Here is a 13,873-nt window from a genome sequence, read left to right as displayed (position 1 = left end):
AGTTATTAGCAGAACCTATCCGCTAACGATGGTACATGCAACAAAAAAAGCGTGCACTCTCCTTTCCGGTTATAGCAACAGAAAATTTTCATAATAACTTTCAAAAAGCGTTGTACTGTTGAAAATTGTCGGTAAAACAGTATACTTCTGACGCTTTTTGTAAGACGTGAACAAGCGGCGAGAAAAAGTGACGAACAAGCTAGCAAAACGAGGCAAAGACCTCGCCAGAAAAGGGCTACTTTTTCAGGCAATTACTGCCCTTATCGTCACCACAATCGCAGGCGCTGCATCGGGAAGTCATTCCGCCATGTCAGCCGCCGCAGGAGCATTGATAAGCATTCTGCCGAATATCGTTTTTATGTTGTTCGCATTTCGGTATGCCGGAGCAAGCAAGAACGACCTTGTTGCACGTAGTTTTAGCCAAGGCTCAAAATTGAAGCTGGCACTGACAATCATTTTATTTGTAATTGCGTTTAAAGGCTTAAGCGCCACGCCACTTGAGATATTTATGGCTTTTGTGATTACAACTGCTAGCCATGGGTTAGCAATGTTTCATTACGGTACGAAAGAATAAAGTCGGCAACAGCCGCAAGAACGAACAGAATAACGACCGTTTGAAGCAAATAAACCAGTCACCAAATTTTTACACTTTACAACTTGGGTTAAACAATGGCATCTGAATACACTACCTCAGAATACATCAAGCACCACTTGACCAATGCCACTATGTGCTCAACTGACAACGGAGTCGCGTTTAACAAAGCGTGTTCTGATGCTGGTTTTTGGGCATGGCATGTCGACACGTTGGCATGGTCTATCGGTCTTGGTCTTCTTTTCCTAATTATCTTTAGAAGCGTTGCATCAAAAGCAACAACGGGCGTACCTGGCAAAATGCAGGCGTTTGTTGAGTTAGTTGTTGAATTTGTTGACGACAACGTGAAAAGCACTTTCCACGGTAAAAGCGCGCTTATTGCGCCATTAGCGCTGACCATCTTCGTATGGGTATTGCTAATGAACCTAATGGATCTAGTGCCTGTTGATTTAATTCCATGGGTATCTGGTCTAATTGGCCAAGCTGCTTTTGGTATGGATCCTCACGACGTTTACAACAAGGCGGTACCGACTACTGACCTTAACCTAACGTTTGCGCTGGCTTCAGGCGTGTTTATTCTTATCCTATTTTATTCAATCAAGATGAAGGGTATTGGTGGCTTTGCCAAAGAGCTAACGATGCAACCTTTTGGTCACCCTGTTTTCATTCCGGTGAACTTCATTCTTGAAACCGTTACGTTACTTGCGCGTCCGCTTTCACTAGCACTGCGTTTGTTCGGTAACTTATACGCCAGTGAGCTAATCTTTATCCTGATTGCTACCATTGGTTATTTCCAGCTTCCACTGCACTTTATGTGGGCTGTGTTCCATATTCTGGTACTTCCGCTTCAAGCGTTTATTTTCATGATGCTAACCATCGTGTACTTAAGCCTGGCGTGTGAAGACCACTAAGCATTAACGGGTGTCGGTTAACGCTGTTATCGACACCGTTTATTACAGAGTTTGACTTTTAAACATTAACTTTAAATTTAACTTAAATCGGAGACGTAAATGTTATACATCGCTGTTGCACTACTGATTGGTCTTGGTGCCCTAGGTACCGCTATTGGTTTCGGTCTACTAGGTGGTAAATTCCTTGAATCTGCTGCTCGTCAACCTGAACTAGCACCTCAACTACAAGTTAAAATGTTCATCGTAGCGGGTCTTATCGACGCCATCGCGATGATCGGTGTTGGTATCGCTCTATACCTATTGTTCGCTGTTGGTGCCTAATTTTACTAAACACTTTTTTAGCGAACTTTAAGAGGAGGGGCGATTGTGAATTTTAACGCCACTTTTATTGGTCAATTAATCGCCTTCGCTGTGTTCGTGGTGTTCTGCATGAAATATGTATGGCCTCCACTAATGGCAGCGATTGAAGAACGTCAGAAGAAAATTGCCGATGGGCTTGAAGCTTCTGAGCGTGCAGAGAAAGACCTAGAGCTTGCTCAAGCGAAAGCTTCTGAGCAATTGAAAGATGCGAAAGCGCAAGCAGCTGAAATTATCGAGCAGGCTAAAAAGCGTGCCAACCAATTGGTTGACGAAGAAACGCAAAAAGGCCATGCGGAACGCGAGAAAATTATCGCTTCTGGTTATGCCGAGATTGAAGCTGAACGCAATCGTGCCAAAGAAGATTTGCGCAAGCAGGTTTCTGCACTTGCAGTAGCTGGCGCACAGCAAATCTTACAACGTGAAATCGATGCAAACGCACAAAACGACATTGTTGAAAAACTTGTCGCTGAGCTTTAATAGGGAGATGAGCCATGTCTGAATTGACAACCGCTGCTCGTCCTTACGCTAAAGCTGCTTTCGATTTTGCTGTCGAGAAAGATGCCGTTGCAAAATGGCAAGAAATGCTAGCCTTTGCAGGCGCTGTAGCAGCGAACGATGACATGCACCAGCTTTTGTCTGGTGCGGTTGCCGCTGACACGCTTGCCGACATTTTTAACAATGTTTGTGGTGAGCAACTCGACGAACACGGCCAAAACCTAGTGAAGGTATTGGCTGAGAATAAACGTTTAGCCGCGTTGCCTGAAATTTCTACTTTGTTCGATGCGTTTAAAGCAGAGTACGACAAAGAAGTAGAAGTGGACGTAACCTCAGCATCAACGCTGACAGATGCACAACAAAGTGAGTTGATTGCATCTTTGGAAAAACGTTTGGCACGTAAAGTGAAGCTTAATTGTAACGTGGACCCTGCCCTTATCGCTGGAATGGTTATTAAAGCCGGCGATACAGTAATTGATGGTTCCGTAAAGTCGAAATTGAACCGTCTAGCAGACGCGTTGCAAGCATAACGGGGATAAGAGCATGCAACTTAATTCCACTGAAATTGCTGAACTGATCAAGAAAAGAATTGAACAGTTCAATGTAACCAGTGAAGCACGCAATGAAGGTACTATCGTCGCAGTAACTGACGGTATTATCCGCATTCATGGTCTTGCAGATGTAATGCAAGGTGAAATGATCGAGCTTCCTGGAAGCCGCTACGCAATTGCACTAAACCTTGAGCGAGACTCAGTTGGTGCCGTTGTAATGGGCCCATACGCTGACCTACAGGAAGGCGTAAAAGTACAATCTACAGGTCGTATCCTCGAAGTACCAGTTGGTACAGCGCTACTGGGTCGTGTTGTAAACACACTTGGTGAGCCTATCGACGGTAAGGGCGCGATCGACGCAGCTGGCTTCGAGCCGGTTGAAAAAATTGCACCTGGTGTAATCGAGCGTCAATCAGTAGACCAACCAATCCAAACTGGTTATAAGTCAGTTGACGCTATGATCCCAGTTGGTCGTGGTCAGCGTGAGCTTATCATCGGTGACCGTCAGTGTGGTAAAACAGCAATGGCTGTTGACGCAATCATCAACCAAAAAGGTACAGGCGTTAAATGTGTGTACGTAGCGGTTGGTCAGAAAGCGTCTACTATCGCTAACGTAGTACGTAAGCTAGAAGAGCACGGTGCGCTTGAGCACACTATCGTTGTTGCTGCTTCTGCTTCTGAGTCTGCAGCGCTTCAATACCTAGCGCCATACTCTGGTTGTACTATGGGTGAATACTTCCGTGACCGCGGTGAAGATGCGCTAATCGTATATGATGATTTGTCTAAGCAAGCTGTTGCTTACCGTCAAATCTCACTACTACTTAAGCGTCCACCAGGCCGTGAAGCTTACCCAGGTGACGTATTCTATCTTCACTCACGCCTACTAGAGCGTGCTGCACGTGTAAACGAGCAATACGTTGAGCGTTACACTAACGGTGAAGTTAAAGGTCAAACTGGTTCACTTACTGCGCTTCCAATTATCGAAACGCAAGCAGGTGACGTATCAGCTTTCGTACCAACTAACGTAATCTCGATTACTGACGGTCAGATCTTCCTAGAAACTGACTTGTTCAACGCAGGTATCCGTCCAGCGGTTAACGCTGGTATCTCGGTATCGCGTGTTGGTGGTGCTGCACAAACTAAAATTATCAAGAAGTTGGGTGGCGGTATCCGTCTAGCCCTAGCTCAGTATCGTGAACTTGCGGCGTTCTCGCAGTTTGCTTCTGACCTTGATGATGCAACTCGTGAACAGCTAGAGCACGGTGAGCGCGTAACTGAGCTAATGAAGCAGAAACAGTACGCTCCACTTTCTATCGCTGACATGGGTGTTTCTCTGTTCGCAGTAGAGAAAGGGTTCCTTAAGGACATCGAGCTTCCAAAAATCCTAGATTTTGAAGCTGCTCTTCACTCGTACATGAACAGTGAACATGCTGAGCTGATGAAGACTATCAACGAATCAGGTAACTACAACGACGAGATTGCCGGCAAGTTGAGCGACGCTTTAACTAACTTTAAAGCGACACAAACTTGGTAATCAATGGTGCTGGTGTTTAACCACCAGCGCATTTCGTTGAGTAATCGGAGAGATAGTCATGGCCAGCGGTAAAGAGATAAAAGGTAAGATTGGGAGTATCAAGAATACTCAGAAGATTACCAGTGCGATGGAAATGGTTGCTGCGTCTAAAATGAAAAAGGCGCAAGAACGCATGACCTCTGGTCGTCCATACGCACAAAACATGCTAAAAGTGATTGGTCACATTGCTAACGGTAACCTTGAATACCGCCATCCTTATTTGGAAGAGCGTGAAGTCAAGCGTGTTGGTTATATTGTGATATCTACTGACCGAGGCTTATGTGGTGGTTTGAACACCAACGAGTTTAAGCTAGTAACTCAGGACGTGAAGAAATGGCGCGACCAGGGTGTGGAAGTAGATTTTGCTGCATTAGGCTCTAAGGCGTGCGGTTTCTTTAACCGTTTTGGTGGCACTTTGTTAGCCGCTGAATCTGGTTTAGGTGACAAGCCGTCGGTAAGCGATGTAGTAGGTGTTGTACGTGTAATGCTTAATGCGTACGACGAAGGAAAATTAGACCGAGTATTCTTGGTATTCAATGACTTCGTTAACACCATGACACAGACACCTGTGATCAATCAGTTATTGCCTTTGCCAAAGTCGGAAGACGAAGAATATCAACATCGTTGGGACTACATTTACGAGCCAGATCCAAAAGAGATTTTGGAAGCATTAATGGTACGTTACATTGAGTCTCAGGTGTATCAGGGTGTTGTAGAAAACGCAGCGTCAGAGCAAGCTGCGCGAATGGTTGCCATGAAGGCAGCAACCGACAATGCCGGTAACCTTATTGATGAGTTACAACTGGTATATAACAAAGCGCGTCAGGCCGCAATCACTCAAGAAATTAGTGAGATTGTTGGCGGTGCCGCAGCGGTGTAGGCAAAGGTTTAAAAGAGATAACGAGGACAAATTATGAGTCAAGGTAAGGTCGTCCAAATCATTGGCGCCGTTGTGGACATTGAGTTTCCACAAGATGCGGTACCAAGAGTTTATGACGCACTACAAGTTACCGAAGGTGACTTATCAGGTCTAACCCTGGAAGTGCAACAGCAATTAGGTGGCGGTGTTGTTCGTGGCATCGCACTAGGTACTACTGACGGACTAAAACGTGGTCTTACAGTAGAGAACACCGGTAACCCAATCATGGTTCCAGTTGGTACGAAAACACTAGGTCGTATCATGGACGTATTGGGTAACCCAATCGACGAAGCAGGCCCAATTGGTGAAGAAGAGCGTATGTCTATTCACCGTGAAGCGCCTAGCTACGAAGATCAGTCTAGCTCGGTAGAACTACTAGAAACTGGTATCAAAGTAATCGACTTGGTTTGTCCATTCGCTAAGGGTGGTAAAGTTGGTCTATTCGGTGGTGCGGGTGTAGGTAAAACCGTAAACATGATGGAACTTATCCGTAACATCGCAATCGAGCACAGTGGTTTCTCAGTATTCGCAGGTGTTGGTGAGCGTACTCGTGAGGGTAACGATTTCTATCACGAAATGAACGAGTCAAACGTACTTGATAAAGTATCGCTTGTATACGGTCAGATGAACGAGCCACCAGGTAACCGTCTACGTGTTGCACTTACTGGTCTAACTATGGCAGAGAAGTTCCGTGACGAAGGTCGTGACGTACTATTCTTCGTAGATAACATCTATCGTTATACCCTAGCAGGTACTGAGGTATCAGCACTTCTAGGTCGTATGCCATCTGCGGTAGGTTACCAGCCAACTCTTGCAGAAGAGATGGGTGTACTTCAGGAACGTATTACGTCAACAAAGACTGGCTCAATCACTTCAATCCAAGCGGTATATGTACCTGCGGATGACTTGACTGACCCATCTCCAGCGACAACCTTTGCTCACTTGGATGCAACGGTAGTACTTTCTCGTGATATCGCGTCTCTTGGTATCTACCCTGCGGTAGACCCACTAGATTCAACGTCTCGTCAGCTAGATCCGCTTGTAATTGGTCAAGAGCACTATGACGTAGCACGTGGCGTACAGACTGTTCTTCAGCGCTATAAAGAGCTGAAAGACATCATCGCGATCCTAGGTATGGACGAACTATCTGAAGAAGACAAGCAAGTGGTATCACGTGCTCGTAAGATTCAGCGTTTCCTATCTCAGCCGTTCTTCGTAGCAGAAGTATTCACTGGTGCACCTGGTAAATACGTATCGCTAAAAGACACAATCAGTGGCTTTAAAGGCATTCTAGACGGTGAGTATGATCACCTTCCAGAGCAAGCCTTCTACATGGTTGGTTCTATCGAAGAAGCGCTAGAGAAAGCCAAGAAAGCATAATGACAAGGCTAGCAGTTGCTAGCCTAGCATCATGCTAACGTACCTAATCAGGAGGTTCACATGGCAATGACAGTACATTTGGACGTAGTAAGCGCGGAGAAAGCGATTTTCTCAGGTCGCGTTGAAGCGATTCAAGTGACAGGTAGCGAAGGTGAGCTGGGTATTCACCCTGGTCACGCGCCACTTATCTCTGCTATTAAACCTGGTATGGTGCGTTTGGTTAAACAGCACGGTGAAGAAGAAGTTATCTATGTTGCTGGTGGTGTACTAGAAGTACAACCTGGCAACGTTACCGTACTGGCTGATACCGCGGTTCGAGCTGAAGATCTTGACGAGCAGGCAGCACAAGAAGCCAAACGACGTGCAGAAGAGCACATCGCCAACCCAGGCGCTGACTTTAACTACGCTGAAGCAGCTCACGAGCTTGCTGAAGCCATTGCGCAACTTCGTCTTATACAGAAGTTACGCAAGTAAAAAGCACAGCTTTGAAAAAAACCCGCCAAATGGCGGGTTTTTTATTGCCAGCGTGAAAAGTAGGCATTCACATTGTTTTACACTTATTTCTATTGCTATCAACAATGCTAATGGCTTATGGTGGAAGGGCTTAAGTTCTAGTGACGTTAAATGGTTTTGTGTAGTAGCCCATCAAGCTAGTACAGAAAAATAAAAATAATGAAGTTAAACCCCTACTCCAACACGCACAAAGGTGCCTCTATTGGATTTTTCCCGCTGCTCGCAACGTTATTGTTGCTGACTCTACATTACTTCTCCGGCGCCTTAGATTGGCCACAGCACGGCGATATACGCGCTCAACGCGACTTTAACTCTGCCATTGGTATGTCGGTAATAACAGGGTACTTTTGGTTTGCACTTCGCTTAATGCATCAAAACGTAGCAAGCACGCTAATATCTCTTCTTGTCAAAACAAACCAATTGAGTCAGTTTTCATTTCACCGAAGCGCCCTATTCTTGCGCCTTAAACATCAAAGCATGAACTGTATTATTGTGGCGCTAATGCTTACATTGGTATACGTGTTTGTAGAAGGACTGCTGTTCAATAGCCCCGCCTTTTACCAGTATGTTTTGGCCGTTAATGGTACAATTTTTTGGTTCTTTTTTTGTCTGTTCTTGGCGCAAATATCATCAAATATCAATTATTTAAGAAATGAGATATTAGTAGAAACAGAGCAAAAGCTGGATTTGTTAAATTCAATCTCAGCATTAATAAAACTAGGCTTTGTAAATGCCACTACAGCACTAGGTGCGTTTGCACTGTTCCCAATATTCTGGTTTGAGAAAGCCGTGCCAATTATTGATATTATTGGGGCGAGTGTTTTTGCGCTTATTATTATCAGTTATCTTTTTTTACCTATTGTGAAGTTAAGAAAGCAATGGTTTTCTGTGAAAAATGAAGTGCACGTAGAGTTATCTGCAAATCAAGAAAAGCTTTTTTGCGAGCAAAATGAAGATTTAACCAAACTTGATTACTTACAAAGCGAGCGCGAATTGCTTATCAAGATGGCAATGCTTAAAATAACCACCCAAGATAAAGTAAGACTTGGCGCGTGTATAACAACCGTATTGTTGTCTTGGTTTACCTTCGGGTTTTTCTCGTACGTTTAATTGTGGCAGTGATAAGAGGGTCTACATTGCTATCTCGTTTGCCGTTTCTTTCATATAGAATGATTGTGTACCCGTTTTGTCTTTCTATTGCGCTTATTCTTATCAATGTGATGGGCGGATCTATTGATCTTCCGATTACTAACAACGATGCGCAAAGAGACTTTAATACTGCCTTAGGAACATCCCTAATTAGCGGATACTTCCTGCTAACCATCCGATTTGTACACCGCAATCTGGCTTCAAGCTTATACGCTATTTTGGTGATTAAGAACCAACAATCGTTGTTTAAGCACTACAACAAGGAAATAGCACAATCGTTTAAACGTCACGTTGTATGGTGCGTTTCTATTGGTTTTTTAATGCCCGTTGTATACATGGTTTCAGAGGGCGTGATTGAGAGAATTAATGAACCTGAGGTTATTGTTGTGGCCATTACTGCGATACCTTTTTGGTTTTTGATGTCGCTCTTTTTTATTGAAGTGTATGCCAGTAATAAGCTGCTTCGTAAGCTAACATGCAGTCACGAGCTTAGCCCTTCAAGTCAGATAGAGTTAATCAGAAAGGTGTTAAACGTTGGATTAACGTCGGCTACCATTATTCTGTCTGGTACTGCTTTGATGCCCATTTTTTGGATTAACCAACCCGTTCACTTTTTTGATTTATTGTTTATTTCTTGCCTTCTAGGCTTTGTAGCGTTGTTTCTAATGTGGCCTTTATTTACGCTTATATTTAAATTGAATTCGCTGTCTGAAAAAGTATTTGAAGAGAACGAAAACCTAATTAGTAACTACATAAAAAGCAACAACGCAAAAGTTGAATCGAGCTTCATAGAGAAAAAAATCACAGAGCAAGAGCTCTATACTCACGCTTTAACACCAAGTCACTACAAAAAACTTATTACCTGCATTATTCCTTTACCGTTTTCATGGTTGCTTTTTTTGCTCATTGAAAGCATCTTGGTGGTTTAAGCGCTTAACAACTCGGCTAGGCCTTTAGGATAAACGTGAAAATATACGGTGATAAACGCTCTGGTAATTGCTACAAACTGGAATTGCTGACGTCCATTCTTGAACTGCAACACGAATGGATTGATGTTGATATTTTAAAAGGTGAGACACGTTCCGCTTGGTTTTTAGAAAAATCGCCTAACGGCAAAATTCCAATTTTAGAACTTGATGACGGACGCGTGTTGTCTGAATCAAATGCTATTATGCATTATCTAGCCGCTAGCAGTTCACTTATTCCTACCTCTCAATTTTCGTTTGCCTCACTGTTGCAATGGCAATTCTTCGAGCAATACAGTCACGAGCCATACATAGCAGTAGCACGTTATATCAATATTTATCTCGGTATGCCCGAGGAGCGGCGTGCAGAGTTCGAGTCGAAGCAAGCGGGAGGATATCGTGCTCTAGCTGTAATGGAAGCGCAGCTTAAAGATACACCATTCTTATTGGGCGATACGTTAAGTCTTGCCGATATCTCGCTTTTCGCTTATACCCATGTTGCCCATGAAGGCGGGTTTGATTTATCAGCCTACCCTGCTATTCGAAACTGGATTAGTTTAATACAGTCGCAAAAGGGTTTTGTGAAGATGCTCGCGTAGCACGCTGCCTGATCTCATCGCTGTTATTTTCTGTGGTGTTGCGGTGGGCTTTTAAAATGTCGCTGCATCGCCTCCTGCGCGCTATATAAATTAGTCACATCGCTATGGCAAAGGCACTCTAAACTGTAGGCAACGGCCTCGAGTGTAGATAGCGCGTTGTTTACCGATGTATGACGAATTCGATAGTTTGACCTTGGTGCATTTTCAAAGTGAAACATCGGTAATGCTTCAAGCCATGGAAAGCTTTTCACAATGCCATAGGCTTGCTTCCAACTGCCGTCTATAAAAATTAGTGTCTGCAAGTTCCCTCTATCATCTTTTGAGGTCGACTCTAATGGATTACTGTTGCTGTGCGGATAAATAAGCGCTGCGTTACTTTCGGTATAGCGCTGCGCCAACGCAGTCATTGCCTCTTCATCATCGGTAAAAGTAGTGACTGCGTTTTTTAGAACGAGAGATACCAAGCGAGCGGTATTTTTTGCGTGAGAGTGTTCTTTTCTATGCTGAATAATGACAATGTCTATCGGGCTTGTGCTAACGGTAATATCATCGCAAATACACGTTACTTCAGGATATTGACATTGATTGCAGTATGGGCGCATTGATAGTGTTCGTTGTGTAGCTAAAACGTGGGTAATAGAACTAAAGAGTAACACAAAGCATGGTTAATGATGCAGTGCTGACACGTGTAGAGAATACCTTAGCAGTAATACCTGAAGGTGTTGTGGTTAGTTATGGACAGCTTGCTGACCTTAGCGGCTTGCCGGGACGTGCTAGGCTGATGGGTAGGGCGTTGCGCGCACTTGATGGCGAGCACAACTGGCACAGAGTGGTACGTGCAGACGGGAAAATTGCCTTCCCACATGGGTCGTGGCATGCCCACGAGCAAAGGCAGCGGCTAATTGAAGAGGGTCTGACAATAAAAAACAATCGTATTAATTTAAAAAAATACGGATGGAAACCCGATTTACACACTATACTTTCATCATTGCAGTACTAGCGTTTTGAAAAAGTTTTTACCGCTTGAAAGCAACATTTTCATTCGCGCAGTCACGCGCCTAAGTGCGTGTATTCTAAAAGAGTAAGCCACACCTAGTATGTTAAAAAAAATCACGATAGATCAGCTTGAGCCGGGTATGTTTGTTCATCAAATTGTTGAGCAAAAAGGAACGCTTTCAGTAAAGAGCCAAGGACGCGTGACTTCTATTGCTATTGTGGACACGTTAAAGAAGCGCGGTGTAAAAGCGCTCACTATCGATACTGAAAAGGCGTTTAATCCAAATAATGAATCTGATGCAGAATGCACTGCGCTTCAAGATCCGCCACTTGAAGCAGTAGATAATAAAAGAATTAAACGGGTAGCGCTGGGTGCCGAGCTCTCGCGTGCTGCAAAGCTTCACGAACAAGGTAAAGCAATACAGCAATTATTGTTGCAGAGCGTGCAGAAAGAAACGCCTTTTGATGCCAGTATTCCCAAAGCGTTTTCTAACAAGCTGGTTGAGTCAGTTGACAGAAACCCTGACGCGTTACTCTGCTTAACAAAGATTCGAGAAAAAGATGATTATCTTCTTGAGCATTCATTGAATGTCGCGATTTTATTAGCGAATTTTGGCCAGTTTCTTGGAATGTCTGATGAAGAGGTACAAGATTTATCGTACGCCGGTTTCCTTCATGATTTGGGTAAAATAAAGATACCCGACGAAATTTTGCATAAGCCTGGTCGATTGACTGACAGCGAAATGGACATCATGAAAGAACACGTTCAACACGGTGTCGATTATTTGAAAGGTACTGATATTTCTGCGCCGCTTATTCAAGCCATTGGCGAGCACCACGAAAGACTGGATGGGCTTGGTTACCCGAAGGGTAAAAAAGATGCCGAAATTAGCCTTGCAGGGCGTATGCTAGCGATTGCTGATATGTACGATGCGTTGACCGCTAATCGCGTCTATAAAGCCGGTATGTCTAGTCAGAAAGCGTTTTCTATACTAATGAACGAAGCGCCCACAAGACTCGACATTTCGCTCGTACAGCAATTTATAAAATGTTTAGGTGTTTATCCTGTAGGCAGTCTAGTACTGCTCTCAAATGAGCGCCTTGCGATGGTAATAGAACAAAATGACTCACCATTAACTCCAGTGGTAAAAGTATTTTATTCGGTACGAAATAGTCATTACCTAACGCCTAAAGACATAGACTTATCTAGCGATAAAACGGTGAAGGTATCAAAGGCTGCCATTCCATCAGATTACAACATCGACATTAATGCCTTCTTTGAAAGATCAGTTGTGCTTGGGTAAATGTGTCGCAATTTACTAACACCTTGTAGCTTTTACACAGTGCCGTATTTGCAGGCGACAGTTCGTTAACCTTGTGTTCAGTTAAGCAGTACTACTATTTGACCCCGTGGTTAGCGTTAAATACAGAAGTAACTGTTGCGCAGCTATATAATTGTTCAGAGGGGAATTTGCGTTAATTTTAGCGCTGCGAATATATAAAAAAGCGGTTTATATTATTGGTTGTAAAACACAACGTTATGGCAGTGGAATGCATTTTGCTCACATTGTTACTAGTAGCATATAAAACAGTTTTTTATTTTTTTGATGTAACGGGCAAACGACAGATTAAGTGTAAAGCATTTACTGGCGTGTTAATGCGTTACTAATATGGCTCGATATTCGAGATAAGAGGATGACATGAAAAAGATCTTAACAGTAGGCTTAATTACCGCTTCACTTGCTGTAGCAGGCTGTGCAAACGATCCCAACAATACGCAAAAAGGAGCGGCCATTGGTGCAGTTGTAGGTGCACTACTAGGTAAAGCGACCGGTGATAACGATAAAAGCCGTTATGCGTGGGGGGCAGCGGTAGGCGCAATTGCAGGTGGTGCTATTGGTAACTACATGGATAAGCAAGAAGAAGAACTACGTAATGAGTTATCTGATACAGGCGTTCAGGTAGTGCGTGAAGGTGATAATTTACGTTTAATCATGCCTGGCGACATTACGTTTGCAACAGACAGCTCAAGCATCAGCCCTAATTTTAACCCGGTATTGCAAGATGTTGCGAAGGTAGTGAATAACTACGAAAAAACCGTGCTAATGATTAAAGGGCATACCGATGACACAGGTGCCGAACAGTACAACCAAGCGCTGTCAGAACGTCGTGCAGGAGCGGTTAAAAACCTCTTAATTAATTATTCGGTAAATCCTACGCGTATTACTACTGTAGGCATGGGCGAGTACGCACCCAAAGTGCCTAACAGCAGTTCGGCAAACCGCTCGATGAACCGTCGTGTGGAAATGGAAATTCAGCCGCTTACCTAACAACGAAAGCTGGCTGTATAAGTTTGCATAGAAGCCACCTTACGGTGGCTTCTTCTTTAGTTATTGGTCCTTTAACGCTTTTATCTGAGCAGCAACGTCACTTGCAATGCTATTGGGTATGGGAATAGTGAGGTGATATTGCGATACCTTCCATGTATTATCTTTTTTTATTAATACGCCTGTACCACGCGTTTCTCCAAGCTTTTTGTTATCAAGTAATTCATCAAACCAAGCCACATCATTGTTTGACGATAAATAAATGCTTCGGTCTCTAGGGTAATATGTCCACCCAGTGCCTTTATCAAAATGCGGCTTCGCATACGCTTTAAACTCGTCTATCTGCCATACTTCGGAAGCGTCGGTACCAATAAATACTGCATCATTACTATAAAGGGCAAAATAACCGTGGAAGTCTGCATTAGATGCATTTTCGTGCAATGCATCTAATACATTATTTATATGGTCGATATCGCTTTTTGCATACGCGCTATTCATTGCGGTTGCTAGCATCATTAATAAGCTTAAAAGTGCGTATCTCAT

The 13,873-nt window shown here is 43.7% G+C and carries 17 protein-coding genes; 15 read left to right on the top strand and 2 right to left on the bottom strand.

Annotation, left to right across the window (positions count from 1 at the left end; genetic code table 11):
• Positions 1–187: 187 nt before the first annotated feature.
• From V7R35_RS07510 to V7R35_RS07455, 12 genes are all read left to right on the top strand, one after another.
• Positions 188–574, top strand: a complete 387-nt coding sequence (locus V7R35_RS07510; RefSeq protein WP_334014112.1) for an ATP synthase subunit I — start codon at positions 188–190, stop codon at positions 572–574.
• A 95-nt stretch (positions 575–669) separates the two neighbouring features.
• Positions 670–1,503, top strand: coding sequence for a F0F1 ATP synthase subunit A (gene atpB / locus V7R35_RS07505; protein ID WP_334014111.1), 834 nt, complete (start codon positions 670–672; stop codon positions 1,501–1,503).
• A gap of 99 nt (positions 1,504–1,602) precedes the next feature.
• Positions 1,603–1,824, top strand: coding sequence for a F0F1 ATP synthase subunit C (gene atpE, locus V7R35_RS07500; protein ID WP_012520222.1), 222 nt, complete (start codon positions 1,603–1,605; stop codon positions 1,822–1,824).
• 45 nt (positions 1,825–1,869) lie between these two features.
• Entirely contained in the window at positions 1,870–2,340 is a 471-nt protein-coding gene (gene atpF, locus V7R35_RS07495; protein WP_334014110.1) for a F0F1 ATP synthase subunit B, read from the top strand.
• 14 nt (positions 2,341–2,354) lie between these two features.
• On the top strand, positions 2,355–2,888 hold the full coding sequence (gene atpH, locus V7R35_RS07490; protein WP_334014109.1) for a F0F1 ATP synthase subunit delta: 534 nt from the start codon (positions 2,355–2,357) through the stop codon (positions 2,886–2,888).
• A gap of 13 nt (positions 2,889–2,901) precedes the next feature.
• The gene (gene atpA / locus V7R35_RS07485; RefSeq protein ID WP_334014108.1) at positions 2,902–4,443 is read left to right on the top strand and encodes a F0F1 ATP synthase subunit alpha; all 1,542 of its coding nucleotides are present in this window, start codon (positions 2,902–2,904) and stop codon (positions 4,441–4,443) included.
• A gap of 58 nt (positions 4,444–4,501) precedes the next feature.
• Complete coding sequence (gene atpG, locus V7R35_RS07480) at positions 4,502–5,362, top strand: F0F1 ATP synthase subunit gamma (RefSeq protein WP_334014107.1); 861 nt, start codon at positions 4,502–4,504, stop codon at positions 5,360–5,362.
• Between the two features lie 33 nt (positions 5,363–5,395).
• Complete coding sequence (atpD, locus tag V7R35_RS07475) at positions 5,396–6,781, top strand: F0F1 ATP synthase subunit beta (protein WP_334014106.1); 1,386 nt, start codon at positions 5,396–5,398, stop codon at positions 6,779–6,781.
• Positions 6,782–6,841: 60 nt separating this feature from the next.
• Positions 6,842–7,255 (top strand): F0F1 ATP synthase subunit epsilon, encoded by a 414-nt coding sequence (locus V7R35_RS07470; RefSeq protein ID WP_039221270.1) that lies wholly within the window; start codon positions 6,842–6,844, stop codon positions 7,253–7,255.
• Positions 7,256–7,453: 198 nt separating this feature from the next.
• Positions 7,454–8,404: a hypothetical protein gene (locus tag V7R35_RS07465; protein ID WP_334014105.1), complete on the top strand. Its 951-nt coding sequence runs from the start codon at positions 7,454–7,456 to the stop codon at positions 8,402–8,404.
• Between the two features lie 2 nt (positions 8,405–8,406).
• Complete coding sequence (locus V7R35_RS07460) at positions 8,407–9,372, top strand: hypothetical protein (RefSeq protein WP_334014104.1); 966 nt, start codon at positions 8,407–8,409, stop codon at positions 9,370–9,372.
• 35 nt (positions 9,373–9,407) lie between these two features.
• On the top strand, positions 9,408–10,007 hold the full coding sequence (locus tag V7R35_RS07455; protein WP_334014103.1) for a glutathione S-transferase family protein: 600 nt from the start codon (positions 9,408–9,410) through the stop codon (positions 10,005–10,007).
• A 23-nt stretch (positions 10,008–10,030) separates the two neighbouring features.
• Here the strand turns inward: V7R35_RS07455 and V7R35_RS07450 are convergent, their stop codons facing one another.
• On the bottom strand, positions 10,031–10,609 hold the full coding sequence (locus V7R35_RS07450) for a tRNA-uridine aminocarboxypropyltransferase (RefSeq protein WP_334014102.1): 579 nt from the start codon (positions 10,607–10,609) through the stop codon (positions 10,031–10,033).
• A 59-nt stretch (positions 10,610–10,668) separates the two neighbouring features.
• On the opposite strand from V7R35_RS07450, the gene V7R35_RS07445 reads away from it, so the two are divergent.
• The 3 genes from V7R35_RS07445 to V7R35_RS07435 all read left to right on the top strand — a co-directional run bounded on the left by V7R35_RS07445 (position 10,669) and on the right by V7R35_RS07435 (position 13,333).
• The gene (locus V7R35_RS07445; RefSeq protein ID WP_334014101.1) at positions 10,669–11,007 is read left to right on the top strand and encodes an MGMT family protein; all 339 of its coding nucleotides are present in this window, start codon (positions 10,669–10,671) and stop codon (positions 11,005–11,007) included.
• A 97-nt stretch (positions 11,008–11,104) separates the two neighbouring features.
• Positions 11,105–12,307 (top strand): HD-GYP domain-containing protein, encoded by a 1,203-nt coding sequence (locus tag V7R35_RS07440; protein WP_334014100.1) that lies wholly within the window; start codon positions 11,105–11,107, stop codon positions 12,305–12,307.
• A gap of 396 nt (positions 12,308–12,703) precedes the next feature.
• Positions 12,704–13,333, top strand: coding sequence for an OmpA family protein (locus tag V7R35_RS07435; protein ID WP_334014099.1), 630 nt, complete (start codon positions 12,704–12,706; stop codon positions 13,331–13,333).
• Between the two features lie 60 nt (positions 13,334–13,393).
• Here V7R35_RS07435 and V7R35_RS07430 read toward each other — a convergent pair whose 3' ends face one another.
• Positions 13,394–13,873: a nuclear transport factor 2 family protein gene (locus V7R35_RS07430; protein ID WP_334014098.1), complete on the bottom strand. Its 480-nt coding sequence runs from the start codon at positions 13,871–13,873 to the stop codon at positions 13,394–13,396.

It is taken from the genome of Alteromonas sp. S167 (genome assembly GCF_036864375.1).
Taxonomy (GTDB): domain Bacteria; phylum Pseudomonadota; class Gammaproteobacteria; order Enterobacterales; family Alteromonadaceae; genus Alteromonas.
Note: the sequence above shows the minus strand (reverse complement) of the source record. Positions and strands in the feature narration are given on the sequence as shown.

Bases quoted from the DNA above. Each gene is read 5' to 3' on its own strand.
- V7R35_RS07440 (WP_334014100.1), top strand. From the start codon at position 11,105: ATGTTAAAAAAAATCACGATAGATCAGCTTGAGCCGGGTATGTTTGTT.
- atpH (WP_334014109.1), top strand. From the start codon at position 2,355: ATGTCTGAATTGACAACCGCTGCTCGTCCTTACGCTAAAGCTGCTTTC.
- V7R35_RS07450 (WP_334014102.1), bottom strand. From the start codon at position 10,609: ATGCGCCCATACTGCAATCAATGTCAATATCCTGAAGTAACGTGTATT.
- V7R35_RS07435 (WP_334014099.1), top strand. From the start codon at position 12,704: ATGAAAAAGATCTTAACAGTAGGCTTAATTACCGCTTCACTTGCTGTA.
- atpB (WP_334014111.1), top strand. From the start codon at position 670: ATGGCATCTGAATACACTACCTCAGAATACATCAAGCACCACTTGACC.
- V7R35_RS07465 (WP_334014105.1), top strand. From the start codon at position 7,454: ATGAAGTTAAACCCCTACTCCAACACGCACAAAGGTGCCTCTATTGGA.
- V7R35_RS07430 (WP_334014098.1), bottom strand. From the start codon at position 13,873: ATGAGATACGCACTTTTAAGCTTATTAATGATGCTAGCAACCGCAATG.
- atpG (WP_334014107.1), top strand. From the start codon at position 4,502: ATGGCCAGCGGTAAAGAGATAAAAGGTAAGATTGGGAGTATCAAGAAT.
- atpA (WP_334014108.1), top strand. From the start codon at position 2,902: ATGCAACTTAATTCCACTGAAATTGCTGAACTGATCAAGAAAAGAATT.
- atpD (WP_334014106.1), top strand. From the start codon at position 5,396: ATGAGTCAAGGTAAGGTCGTCCAAATCATTGGCGCCGTTGTGGACATT.
- V7R35_RS07445 (WP_334014101.1), top strand. From the start codon at position 10,669: ATGGTTAATGATGCAGTGCTGACACGTGTAGAGAATACCTTAGCAGTA.
- V7R35_RS07470 (WP_039221270.1), top strand. From the start codon at position 6,842: ATGGCAATGACAGTACATTTGGACGTAGTAAGCGCGGAGAAAGCGATT.
- atpE (WP_012520222.1), top strand. From the start codon at position 1,603: ATGTTATACATCGCTGTTGCACTACTGATTGGTCTTGGTGCCCTAGGT.